The organism is Streptomyces sp. NPDC036813 (assembly GCF_055609245.1).
In genome coordinates, this window is record NZ_JBVJPV010000002.1 from 526,359 (window position 1) to 539,423 (window position 13,065).

8 protein-coding genes are annotated in these 13,065 nt (G+C 71.3%); 7 read left to right on the forward strand and 1 reads right to left on the reverse strand.

The genetic code is table 11. The features are described 5' to 3' along the window. Positions 1–10 precede the first annotated feature (10 nt). From ACZ67Q_RS06460 to ACZ67Q_RS06480, 5 genes are all read left to right on the forward strand, one after another. Positions 11–2,053, forward strand: coding sequence for a beta-galactosidase (locus tag ACZ67Q_RS06460; protein WP_471177191.1), 2,043 nt, complete (start codon positions 11–13; stop codon positions 2,051–2,053). Positions 2,054–2,178: 125 nt separating this feature from the next. Continuing rightward, positions 2,179–4,221: a glycoside hydrolase gene (locus ACZ67Q_RS06465; protein WP_471177194.1), complete on the forward strand. Its 2,043-nt coding sequence runs from the start codon at positions 2,179–2,181 to the stop codon at positions 4,219–4,221. Between the two features lie 110 nt (positions 4,222–4,331). Continuing rightward, positions 4,332–5,387, forward strand: a complete 1,056-nt coding sequence (locus ACZ67Q_RS06470; RefSeq protein WP_471177197.1) for a cellulase family glycosylhydrolase — start codon at positions 4,332–4,334, stop codon at positions 5,385–5,387. A 99-nt stretch (positions 5,388–5,486) separates the two neighbouring features. Further along, positions 5,487–7,775, forward strand: coding sequence for an immunoglobulin-like domain-containing protein (locus ACZ67Q_RS06475; RefSeq protein ID WP_471177200.1), 2,289 nt, complete (start codon positions 5,487–5,489; stop codon positions 7,773–7,775). Continuing rightward, positions 7,776–8,657 carry a family 43 glycosylhydrolase gene (locus ACZ67Q_RS06480; protein WP_471177734.1) on the forward strand — a complete coding sequence of 294 codons (882 nt, stop codon included), beginning with the start codon at positions 7,776–7,778 and terminating at the stop codon, positions 8,655–8,657. Between the two features lie 116 nt (positions 8,658–8,773). On the opposite strand, the gene ACZ67Q_RS06485 is transcribed toward ACZ67Q_RS06480, so the two are convergent. Next, positions 8,774–9,976, reverse strand: coding sequence for a L,D-transpeptidase (locus ACZ67Q_RS06485; RefSeq protein WP_471177203.1), 1,203 nt, complete (start codon positions 9,974–9,976; stop codon positions 8,774–8,776). Positions 9,977–10,198: 222 nt separating this feature from the next. Between ACZ67Q_RS06485 and ACZ67Q_RS06490 the strand changes: the two genes are divergently transcribed. Continuing rightward, positions 10,199–11,386 (forward strand): lipid II:glycine glycyltransferase FemX, encoded by a 1,188-nt coding sequence (locus tag ACZ67Q_RS06490; protein ID WP_471177737.1) that lies wholly within the window; start codon positions 10,199–10,201, stop codon positions 11,384–11,386. Then, entirely contained in the window at positions 11,311–13,065 is a 1,755-nt protein-coding gene (gene murJ / locus ACZ67Q_RS06495) for a murein biosynthesis integral membrane protein MurJ (protein ID WP_471177206.1), read from the forward strand. Before ACZ67Q_RS06490 ends, murJ begins: the two co-directional genes overlap by 76 nt.

Here is a 13,065-nt window from a genome sequence, read left to right on the forward strand (position 1 = left end):
AAGGACCATCATGATCTCCACCCTCCTGTCCCGAACACACGGGACGGACGGTGACCGCACCCCACGCCTCCTCTACGGCGCCGACTACAACCCCGAACAGTGGCCCCGCTCGGTCTGGCGGGACGACGTACGCCTCATGCGCGAGGCCGGCGTCAACCTCGTCTCCGTGGGGATCTTCTCCTGGGCCCGCCTCCAACCGGCTGCGGATACATGGGACTTCGGCTGGCTCGACGAGGTCATGGACCTCCTGCACGAGGGCGGCATCGGGGTCGACCTGGCCACAGCCACCGCCTCTCCGCCGCCCTGGCTCACCACCGCACACCCCGAAGTCCTTCCGGTGACGGCCACCGGCGAGACCCTGTGGCCGGGAGCGCGCCAACACTGGCGCCCCACCTCACCCGTCTTCCGCCGGCACGCCCTGCACCTGGTGCGCCGGCTGGCAACCCGGTACGCCGACCACCCGGCGCTGGCCGCCTGGCACATCAGCAACGAGCTGGGCTGCCACAACGTCTACGACTACTCCGATGACGCCGCCCGCGCCTTCCGCGACTGGCTGCGCGCCCGCTACGGCACCCTGGACGCGCTCAACCACGCCTGGGGCACCGCCTTCTGGTCGCAGCGCTACACCGACTGGGAGCAGATCCTCCCGCCCCGCCTGGCCGCCTCGCACCCCAACCCCACCCAGCAGCTGGACTTCAAGCGCTTCTCCTCCGATGCGCTCAAGGACCATCTGCGCGCCGAGCGGGAGGTCCTGCGCGAGATCACCCCCGACGTCCCCGTCACCACCAACTTCATGGTGATGGGCGGCACGGAGGGCATGAACTACCCGGACTGGGCCGGGGAGATCGACTTCGTCTCCAACGACCACTACGTCCACCCTGGACCCCAGGACCGCGACGAGCTGTCCTTCTCCGCCAACCTCACCAGCGGCATCAGCGGCGGCCGGCCCTGGTTCCTGATGGAGCACTCCACCAGCGCCGTCAACTGGCAACCCGTCAACCTGGCCAAAGGACCCGGCGACCTGGCCCGCGACTCGCTGCTGCACGTCGCGCACGGGGCCGACGCGGTGTGCTTCTTCCAGTGGCGCCAGTCCGCGGCCGGCGCCGAGAAGTACCACTCCGCGATGGTGCCGCACGCCGGCGAGGACAGCGACCTGTTCCGCGCGGTCCGCGAACTCGGCGCCACCCTGAAGGCGCTGGCGCCGATCGCCGGCAGCGAGCGCGAGCCCGCCCCCGTCGGCATCCTCTACGACTGGGAGTCGTGGTGGGCGAGCGAGCAGGACTCCCACCCCACCTCCCTGCTCGACTACCGGCAGGAGGCACTCGACTGGTACTCCGCCCTCCTCGCCCTCGGCATCCGCGCCGACCTCGTCACCCCGCGCGGCGACCTGCACCGGCACCAGGTGCTGATCGCCCCGGTGCTGCACGTGGTCCCGGCCGATCTCGCCAAGGCCCTCACCCGCTACACCGAACAGGGCGGCCACCTCGTCACCACCTACTTCTCGGGCGTCGTCGACGAGAACGACCACGTGTGGCTCGGCGGCTACCCCGGCGCGCTGCGCGACCTGCTCGGCATCCGCATCGAGGAGTTCGGTCCCCTCCTCGCCGGGGACGACGTCGCCCTCGACGGTCCTGCGACCGGCACGCTGTGGACCGACCGGATCACCGTCACCGCCCCTGACACCGAGGTCCTGGCCCACTACCGCTCCGGCGCGTACGCGGGACGCCCCGCCGTCACCCGGCGCCCGACGGGCAGCGGCTCGGCCGCCTACGTCTCCACCCGGCTCGGTGCCGACGGCCTCACCTCGCTCCTTCCGCGCCTGCTGGAACCGGCCGGCGTGCACAGCGACCTGCCTCCCGCGGCACGCGGACGCGTCGAGACGACCGTGCGCCGCGGCCCCGACGCCCGCTTCCGTTTCCTGGTCAACCGCACCGACGAAACGGTCACCGTTCCCGGTTTCGGCGGTGACGCCCTGCTCGGCACCCTGGCCGCCGACGGCACCCTCACGCTCGCGCCCCGGGCCGTCGCCGTACTGCGCCAGCCGCTCGCCTGAACCCACTCTCGCCCATCCCCTCGAGGACGGCCGCACACGCCTTCCTCAAGGGCCGTTCCCTCCTGCCCCGATACGGGCGGGAGGGCCCATATCAGCGCGACTGTCCTTCAGTTGGGAGCACACCGATGGCACGCCGCACGCGCAGCAGACGGCTGCTCACCGCCGCCGGACTCACCGCCCTGGCCACCGGGGCCGCCCTGGTCTCCGCCCCGGGCCCCGCACAGGCCGCGGACATCCCCTCCGTCACCGTCCGGCTCGACCCCTCCTACCAGCAGCAGCCCTTCGAGGGCTGGGGCACCAGCCTCGCCTGGTTCGCCAACGTCACCGGCGGCTACCCGCCGGAGATACGGGACAGGCTCGCCGGCCTCCTCTTCGACGACGACGGCCTCGGTCTGAACATCGCCCGCTACAACATCGGCGGCGGCAACGCCCCCGACGTCAAGGACTACCTGCGGGCCGGAGGCGCCGTCCAGGGCTGGTGGAAGGCCCCCGACGGCACCACCCGCGCGGACACCGGCTGGTGGAGCGCCGACGACCCGGCCGACTGGAACGCAGACGCCGACGCCACCCAGCGCTGGTGGGTCGACCGCATCAAGAACGACATCACCCACTGGGAGACCTTCAGCAACTCCCCGCCCTGGTTCATGACGGTCTCCGGTTACGTCTCCGGCGGCTTCGACGCCACCGCCGAGCAGCTCAGGACCGAGTCGGTCGACGACTACGCCGCCTACCTGGCCGGCGCCACCGAGCGGCTGGAGAAGGCGCACGGCATCAAGGTCAAGACCGTCGACCCCTTCAACGAACCCAACACCCCTTACTGGAGCACCCGCCTCGGAGCGGACGGCCGACCCGTCGGCGGCCGCCAGGAGGGCGCCCACATGAGTCCCGCGATGCAGCGCAAGGTGCTGCAGGCGCTGGCACCGGCCCTGCGCGCGGCGAAGACCCACGCGCGGATCTCCGCGATGGACGAGACCAACCCCTCGACCTTCGCGCAGAACTGGAGCGCCTACACCGCCCAGGACCGCGACCTCGTCGGCCAGATGAACGTCCACACCTACGGCACCGGGCAGCGCACCACCGTCCGCGACCTCGCCAAGGCGGCGGACAAGAGGCTCTGGATGAGCGAGGTCGAGGGCGACTGGGGAGACGGGCAGAGCTTCACGGATATGCGTCCCGGACTCGGCCTCGCCCAGCACATCGTCGACGACCTGCGCGAACTGGAGCCGCGGGCCTGGGTGTTCTGGCAGCCCGTCGAGGACTACGACAACATGAAGCCCGGCGGCGAGTCCGCCGAGGGCGGCAACTGGGGCGAGATCCAGATCCGGTTCAGCTGCACCTCCGCGGACACCCTCGGCACCTGCCCGATCCGCACCAACACCAAGTTCGACACGGCACGCAACTTCACCCACTTCATCAAGCCCGGTGACCGTCTGATCAAGGTCGACGACACCTCCAGCGCGGCCGCCGTGACCAAGGACGGCAGGGGCGCCTCACTGGTGCACGTCAACAGCACCACCAGTGCGCGCCGTGTCACCCTCGATCTGACGAAGTTCCGCAGCATCAGCCGGGGTGCCACCGTCACGCCCGTCGTCACCAGCGCCGACGGCAAGCTCGCCGTACGGGACGCGGTCGGCGTCGAGGACGGCCGGGCCACCGTCACCGTGCCCGCCCAGTCCGTGACCTCCTTCGTCGTCAAGGGCGTCTCCGGTGTCGCGCAGGATGCGCCGCTGCTGCGCAAGGGCCACACCTACACCCTGACCGGCGTGCAGAGCGGCAAGGCGGTCACCGTGGCGGGCAACGGCACCAGTCTCGTCATCGGCACTCCCAGCGGCTCCGCCGCCCAGCAGTGGCGGCTGAGCGAGGCACGCCCCGGCAGCGCGAGCGAGGCCCGGTACGTCCTCACCAGCGCCGTGGACGGCAAGCGCCTCGCGGTCCGCGACGACGTCCCGGTCGCCGAACCCGACACCGGCCGGCGCGACGCGGCGACCGAATGGATCGCCTCGACCACCGGCGACGGCTCCTGGACGCTGGTCAACGCCGCCGGCGGACGGCTGCTGGAAGTCGGGGGACAGGCGACCGGCGAGGGCGCCGCGGTCACCACCTGGCCCCCCAATTCCGGCTCCAACCAGCGGTGGAGGGTCACGGACGTGACAGCCTCCGGCAGCTAGCACGTGTGCCACGACAGGCCCGGCCCTCCGTGCCGCCGCACGGCGGCTGGGCCCACCCTCCCCGCGATCTGCTGGGAGGGGTGCCTCGACACCGACCGAAAGGGACTGACATGCGCCTGACCAAGATCCGTCGCCGTGCCGCCGGCCGATGGACGCCCCTGGTGACGGCCGCCGCCCTCGCCGCCACCGTCGGCGCGACCGTGACCGGCGGCCCCGCCGCCGCGGCGCCGCAGCAGAACACCGCCGGGTTCCGGGGCGTCAACTGGGCCGACCCCCGGGACAACTTCGCCGACGACCCCGTCGTCCTCTCCGGCCTGTCGACATCGGACGACTACGCCCGCACCTACGCCAAGGCCACCCGCGTGATCACGGCGTTCCGCGCCAACCTGGGGGCCAACACCGTACGGCTGCCGATCAACCCGTACACCGTCAACGGCCCCTACTGGAAGGTGTACCGAGGCGTCATCGACGCCGCCACCCGGCAGGGCTTCAAGGTCATCGTCTCCTACTGGGAGGGAACCGGCGTCCGCAAGGACGGGCTGATCGACGACACCCGGGCCTACCGCACCATGTGGGACAACGTCGTCCACACCTACGGCGACAACGCACGCGTCTACTTCGAGCCGATGAACGAGCCCCACGGCTACACCGACACGGAATGGGCCGACATCGCCGCGAACTGGCTGGAGACCTACCCCGACGTCCCCCGCGAGCGCGTCTTCGTCAGCGGAGCGGGCTACAACGACCACGTCACCACCGTGTGCGCCGACCCGCGTCTGCGCGGCACCCACCTGTCACTGCACCACTACGGGTTCTGGAAGAGTTACGCCACCTACGACCAGTGGGTCACCGACCTCGAGGAACGCATCGGCGACTGCGCCGGCCGGACCGTCGCCGACGAGTTCGGCGCCCCCATGACGACCGGCCTGGACTACAACGAGGCCGACCCATCCGACAACTTCGTCAACTACGTACAGGCCGTCACCGACACCTTCCGCGAGCTCGGCATGGGCGCCGTCTACTGGCCCGGCCTGCGCACCGACGACACGTACACGCTGCAAAGGCTCGTCGGGGACCCCGAGCGGCCCTGGCTCGCCACGACCAACCGGTCCGGAGCCGACCGGCTCGCCTGGGCCTGGGGCCGCGGCAAGCCCGTCACGCGCTGAGCCGCCGGCCTCACCCGCCACCGCGGGGAGCACCAGCCGCACCCGCCGCAGCCCCCGCGACGGGACGCGTGCCACGACCCTCACCGGAAGGAACCGCCCATGCCCCCTCCCTGCCCCCGCCTCACCTGGACCGCGCGAGCGGTCCCGGGGGTGCTGATGTGCCTGCTCGCCGTTCTGCTCACGGCCGCACCGGCCAAGGCCGGGATCCCCGACGGCCCGCCGGCGGCCGCGCAGGACGACGAGAGCGCCGGCGACCGCGCGAAGGTCTCGGAGGCCGCCGCCGCCCTCACCGTCTGGGACGCCGACGACGTCCGCGGCAACCTCACCCTGCCCACCACCGGACGCTACGGGGCCCGGATCGCCTGGAAGTCGGCCGACACGAGGACCGTCACCCCGACGGGCGAGATCCACCGCCCCGCCTACGGGGAGCCCGCCCGCGCCGTGCGGCTGACCGCGACCGTGCGCCTCGGCGAGGCCCAGGCCAAGCGGCGCTTCGACCTGACCGTGCGCCCCCTGCCGAGGAAAGAGCCGTACCAGGGCTATCTCTTCGAGTACTTCACCGGCGAGGGCCGCTCTGACGGCGAGCAGATCCATTCCGCGGTCAGCCGCGGCAACGACCCCCTGCACTGGGACGAGCTCAACGGCGGCAAGCCCGTGCTCACCTCCACCCTCGGCGACAAGGGCGTCCGCGACCCGTTCGTCATCCGTTCCCCCGAGGGCGACAGGTTCTACCTCATCGCCACCGACCTGAGGATCTACGGCAACGGCAACTGGGACGCCGCCCAGCGCACCGGAAGCAAGTACCTGGAGGTGTGGGAGTCCACCGACCTGGTCCACTGGTCCGACCAGCGCCACGTCAAGGTCTCGGACGACACCGCCGGCAACACCTGGGCGCCCGAGGCGTACTGGGACGACAGCCTCGGTTCCTACGTCGTCTTCTGGGCGTCCAAGCTGTACGACCCGGCGGACACCGCCCACACCGGCAGCAGCTACAACCGCATGATGTACGCCACCACACGCGACTTCCGCAGCTTCTCCGCGCCCCGCGTGTGGAAGGACCCCGGCTACTCGGTGATCGACTCCACCGTCATCAAGGACGGCGACACCTACTACCGGCTGACCAAGGACGAGCGGAACAACACCTCCTCCACCCCCTGCAGCAAGTTCATCATCGAGGAGAAGTCCACCCGTCTGCTGAACACCGACTGGGACTTCGTCTCGGAGTGCATCGGCAAGGGCGACGCCACCCACCCCGGCATCAACCAGGGCGAGGGACCCACCGTCTTCAAGTCGAACATCGAGAACAAGTGGTACCTGTTCATCGACGAGTTCGGCGGCCGCGGCTACGTCCCCTTCGAGACCACCGACCTGGCCTCCGGGAAGTGGACGATGTCCACCGGGTACCAGCTGCCCGCCAGCCCCCGCCACGGCACGGTCCTGCCCGTCACCCAGGCCGAACTGGACCGGCTGCGCGGCGTCCCGCAGCCCCTCACCGCGGACGAGCACGGACTCGTCGCGTCGTACCGTCTCGGCGGCAGCGGCACGCGCGTGCCGGACGACACCGGCCACGGCTACGACGCCGTCGTGCACGGTGACGTCACCCGCACCGCGGACGCCGCCGACTTCGGCGGCACCAACGGCTACGTCGCCCTGCCGGACAACCTGATGAACGGCCTGGACGCCCTCACGGTCTCCCTCGAGGTCAAGATCGACCCCGACCAGGCCACGCCCTACTGGCTGGGGGGGCTGGGCAACTCCGCCGACGGAAGCGGGAACGGCTATCTCTTCACGACCGGCGACGGCTACCGAACGTCCCTGACGGCCGGCAACTGGAGCACGGAACAGACCGCGGGCACCCGGAACCTGCCGCGCGGCAGCTGGCACACCCTCACCTACACCCTCGGCGGCACAACGGCACGCCTCTACCTCGACGGCACCGAGGTGGCGCACAACGACGCCGTCACCCTGCGCCCCGGAGACATCGGCGGCGGCCGGACCACGGCCAACCTTCTCGGCCGCTCGCTGTACGCGAGCGACAAGTACTTCAAGGGGTCGATGCGCAGCTTCTCCCTCTGGAACCGGGCCCTGAGCACCGACGAGGTACGCGAACTGCCCGGCAACCGCACCGAGATCACCTCGGTCGACCTGGCCGCCCTCAAGGTCCCCGCCGTGATCGACTCGGCCGCCTCCACGGTGCTGCTGCCGGTCGGGCCCGGGACCGATCTGCGCCGTCTCGCGCCGCGGTTCGGTGTGGCGGGCACCAGCCGGGTGGAGCCGGCCAACGGCGGTGTCCACGACTTCACGTCACCCGTGACCTACCGGGTCCGCGCCGCCGACCGCACCGTGCGCACCTGGACCGTACGCGCCGAGGTGATGGGCAGCCCGTAGCTGCCCGGCTACAACGCCGACCCGAACATCGCTCGGTTCGGCGACACCTACTACATCTACGCGACCAGCGACGGCTACCCGGGCTGGAGCGGCTCCACGTTCAGGACCTGGTCCAGCAAGGACCTCGTCCACTGGAGCGAGCACCCGGTGATCCTCGACCTGGGGCCCGACGTCGCGTGGGCGGACAGCAGGGCCTGGGCCCCCGCCGCGACCGAGAAGAACGGCAAGTACTACCTCTACTTCTGCGCCGACGCCAAGATCGGCGTGGCCGTCTCGGACAAGCCGACCGGGCCCTTCACCGACTCCGGCAAGCCCCTCGTCGCCACGAACCCCGACGGCGGCCAGGCCATCGACCCCGCCGTCTTCACCGACGACGACGGACAGTCCTACCTCTATTGGGGCAACGGCAACGCCTACGCCGTACCCCTCAACCCCGACATGACCTCCTACGACCCGGCGAAGATCAAGCGCCTGACGGGCCTGGACGGCTTCCGCGAGGGCCTGTTCATGCACAAGCGCGACGGCGTCTACTACCTGAGCTGGTCCATCGACGACACCCGCAGCGAGGACTACCGCGTCGGGTACGCCACCGGCACCAGCCCGCTCATGGACGGTCTGCGCAACCACGGCGTGATCCTCTCCAAGGACCCCACGCGCGGCATCCTGGCCACCGGTCACCACTCGGTGATCCAGATCCCCGGCACGGACGACTGGTACATCGCCTACCACCGCTTCGCGATCCCGGGCGGCGACGGCACCCACCGTGAGGTCACCATCGACCGGCTGCACCACACCCCGGACGGCCTCATCCAGAAGGTCGTCCCCACTTTGACCGGCATCGAGCCGATCACCCCCGCGACCACCACGGTGCAGGCCCGGTAGCCCCCTGCGCGACGGGCGGACCGGCCTCACCGGGTAGGGGAGGCCGGCCCGCCCGTCACGCGGTACAGCCGCTGGCGCCCGGACGACGTCCGCGCAGCACGGTCCGGTGGCGCCCGTCAGCGCAGCGCGCTCTTCTCCTGCCACTGGGCCCACGGCACGTTCCACTCCCCGAAGCCGTTGCCCGGCTCGACCACGCCCTTGGTCTCCTCGCCGGTGATCTCGAACGGGTCTCCGGGCCGTAGCTGCCCGTAGAGCCAGGCCGCGTCGGCGTCGCTCATGCCTATGCAGCCCGAACTGTGGTTGGCGTTGCCGAAGAACCGGGCGTTCCACGGGGCGGCGTGCGCGTACATGCCCGACCAGGTCAGCCGCATCGAATAGGCGACCATCTTGTCGTAGGCCTTCCCGAGGCCCACCGTCTCGGAGTTCATGTTGACCGTGCCCTCCTTCGCCATGAGCACCGCGGTACCGCGCCAGGAGCGTTTGTCGCCACCAGGAGTGCCGCCGGAGACGGGGATGCGCCGGACGGTTCTGCCGTCGCGTTCGAGGGTGAGGTGATGGCTGTCGAGGTCGACCTTGACGATCTGCCGGGCGCCGATCGTGAAGGTGGTCGTGTAGTCGCGGACGAACCACCCACCGGCACCACCCGAGTCGGTGCCGTTCAGTTCGGCCTTCAGCGTGACCTTCGTTCCGGCCTTCCAGTAGCTCTTGGGGCGCCAGTCGACGCGGTCCCTGCCCGACCAGTCGCGGATCCAGCCCCAGGAGCCCTCGGTGCCCTCCGAGGTCGTGATGGACAGCCGCTTCTCGACCGCGGCACGGTCGGTGACGGGGTGGTCGAAGACGAGGGAGACCGGCTGGGCGACGCCGACCGTGGTGCCGGTGCCCGGTCGCCAGTCGACCTTGTTGACCCTGGCGGCGGGCGCCGTGGTGAAGGAGGCCCGGGAGACGGCGGCGGTGCCACGCCCGGTGCGGGTCGCCACCGCGACCGTGTACGCCGTACCGGGAGCGGCACCGCGGTCCGAAACCCACGAAGTGCCGTCGGCGGACGCCTTGCCGACGAGCCGGTGCCCGGCGGTGTCGGTCACGGTCACGGAGGTGAGCGTGCCGCCCTTCGCGGTGACCGTCACCGGCTTGCCGGGGGCGGTCTGTCGGCCCTTGGGGGTCACGGTGACGGTGACGGGACGATCGTGGCCGCTCCCGGCCGCCGCGGTGTCCGCGGCGGTGGGAGAGGCGTGCGACGAACAGGCGGTGAGCGGCGCCAGCAGGGCCGCCGCAACAGCGACCCGAATGTGAGTGGGAGAGAGCGAACGCGTGCGGTGCACCAGGACCTCCGTGACGAGCGGAACAAGTGACGAGTCGGCGGATGTCGTGACTGTAGAGCCGGAAAAGCCCAGGTCAGCCACTGCTGGGCGATGTGACGGCGACTGGTGAGGAACGGTCATGGTCCCGTCACATTCGGCGCTCGGAACGGTCATGAGCCGCTGTGAGCATCCTCGGCGCCCCCGGGATCGTTCCGGGGAGAAGGAGAGGCTCAGCCCGTGTCCCTGCTCGTGCCACCCGGCCGCGTCCCCCGAGGGCGCGACGCGGCCCTCACCTTGGCCCCTGTCACCGCGGAGGCCTACCGCGACTTCCTCGCCTCCCCAGCCGGCACGGCGCTCAGCGCGGGATTCCTGCAATGCCCGTCCTGGGCCGGCGTCAAGGACGGCTGGAAGTCCCAACTCCTCGGCTGGGGACCGGATCCCGCGGCGGGTGAGCTCACAGGAGTGGCCCTGGTGCTGCTGCGCCAGTTCCCCGGCACTCGCAAATACTTCGCCTACCTGCCCGAAGGACCCGTCGCCGACTGGACGGACCCGGACATCGACGGCTGGCTCACCCCGCTGCTGGAACACCTGCGCCGTGTGGGTGCCTTCGCGGTGCGCATGGGCCCTTCGCCCGCCTACCGGCGCTGGGACGCCACCCGGCTCAAGTCGGGCACCGGATCGGGCCGCCGGCTCGGGGACGTGCTCGCCAGCGAGGTCGACGCCCTGGGCACCGCCGTGGCCGAGCGGCTGCGTGCCCGCGGCTGGCACCGCTGCGGTGGTGAGGGGACGGGGGAGGACGGGGACGCCCAGCCGCGCCATGTCTTCCATGTGCCGCTGGCCGGACGCACCACCGACGACCTCTGGTCCGGGTTCAATCAGGAATGGCGGCGCAACGTGCGGCGCGCGGGGAAGGAGGGCGTGGAGGTGGAGGTGGGCAGCGCGGCCGAACTTCCCGAATTCCACCGGCTGTTGTGCGTCACCGAGCGACGCGACGGCTTCCGGCTGGGCCGCTCGCTCGTCTACTACCAGCGTCAGTACGCGGCCCTCAACGCGGAGGAACCGGGCCGGATGAAGCTGTACCTCGCCCGTCACCGGGGCGAGATCCTCGCCGCCCACACGATGATCCGGGTGGGCCGCCGCGTCTGGTACCAGACCGGCGCGTCCGCCGACCACCGCCGCGAGGTACGCCCCTCCCACGCCCTGCAGTGGCGCATGCTGCGCGACGCCCACGCCCTCGGCGCTGACGTCTACGACATGCGCGGGGTACCCTCCACTCTCGATCCCGACGAACGTGCGTACGGACTGCTGCGGTGGAAGCTCGGTACCGGCGGACAGGTCGTCGAGACGTTGGGGGAATGGGAGAGACCCTTGGCCGGCACAGCCAACCAGACGCTTTACCGCGCCTTCCAGGCCTACCTGAGCCGCCGGTGAGGCCCACGACACCGGTCGGCGCGGACAGTGCTGCCCGCGCAGCGAGCCCCGACGGGGCGCCCGGCCCCCACACGTCATCCGTGCACCCTCGGAAGACGGCCTCGACGGCGCGCAGCAGCGCCGTCATGGCGTGCGGCTCCATCGTCTCCAGGGCCACCGGATTCGCCCGGTCCGCCGTGGTGGCGGCAGCGCTGGGCACCATCGGACCGACCGCCGACGGATACGCCGTCGGCAACGCGTTGCCCACGATCGTCTACATGCTGCTCCTCGGCGGCGCGCTCAACGCCGTCTTCGTGCCCGAACTGGTCAAGGCCGCCAAGGAGCACGAGGACCAAGGCGCCGCGTACACCGACCGTCTCGTCACGGTCTGCGTCCTGGCCCTGCTGGCGATCACCGCGACCGCGGTGTGGGCGGCCCCCGCCATCATCGACGCCTACACCGACTACACCGGCGGGCAGGCGGCCATGACGATCGCCTTCGCCCGCTACTGCCTGCCTCAGATCTTCTTCCTCGGCGTGTTCACGCTGCTCGGACAAGTGCTCAACGCGCGCGGCCGGTTCGGCGTGATGATGTGGGCGCCGGTGCTGAACAACCTCGTCGTCATCGCAGTCTTCGGCCTGTATCTCGCCCTTGCCACCGGCGGCACAGACACACTCGGCGCGACGGGAACTGCCGTCCTCGGATGGGGCACGACCGCCGGAATCGCCGTCCAGGCACTCGCCCTGGTCCCCGCGCTGCGCTCGGCCCGGTTCCGCTGGCGGCCCCGCTTCGACTGGCGTGGCAGCGGACTGACCCGGCCGCTGCGGTCGGCCGGCTGGCTGGTGCTCCTCGTCCTGGCGAACCAGGCCGCCTACTGGGTCACCACCCGCCTCGCCACGACCGCGGGCCTCGACGGCGGCCCCGGATACAGCGCGTACAACAACGCCTATGTCCTGTGGGCCGTGCCGCACGGCATCATCACCGTCTCCCTGGTGACCGCGCTGATGCCCCGCATGAGTGCGGCCGCCGCCGACGGCGACAGCGGCGCCGTACGGCGCGACGTCTCCCGCGCCCTGCGCGCCTGCGCGTCCGCCGTCGTACCCGCCGCCTGCCTGCTGTTCGCCGTCGCCGAGCCGCTGATGGCCGTCGTCTTCGGCTACGGCAGGACCAGTGCCGACGACACCGCGGCCATGGGCGTCATCCTGATGGCGCTGGCGCCCGGCCTCGTCGCCTTCTCGGGCCAGTACGTCCTCTCCCGCACCTTCTACGCCCTCTCCGACACCCGCACGCCGTTCCTGCTCAACCTGGTGATCGTCGCCCTGAACGCGGGCCTGTCCACGACAGCCGCCCACGTCCTGCCCGCCCGCTGGACCGTGACGGGCATGGCGGCGGCGTACTCGCTGGCTCTGGGCGCCGGATGGGCGGTCACCGCCCTGGTACTGAGCCGGCGCCTCGGCGTGACCCGCCCGCTGCGCTCGTCAGCCGCCGCGGCACACGCACGGCTGATCGCCGCCGCACTGCCCGCCACGGCGCTCGGCCACATGGCCGCGGTGGGCGCCGCCCGGGCCGGGGCCGTGGCCGCCACGGCCGCCGGAGCGGCCGCCGTGCTGCTCACCTTCGCCCTGCTCACCCGCCCGCTGCACCTGACCGAACTGCACACGCTGATGTCCGGCGCACGCCGGCGCATGTCCCGCACCTGA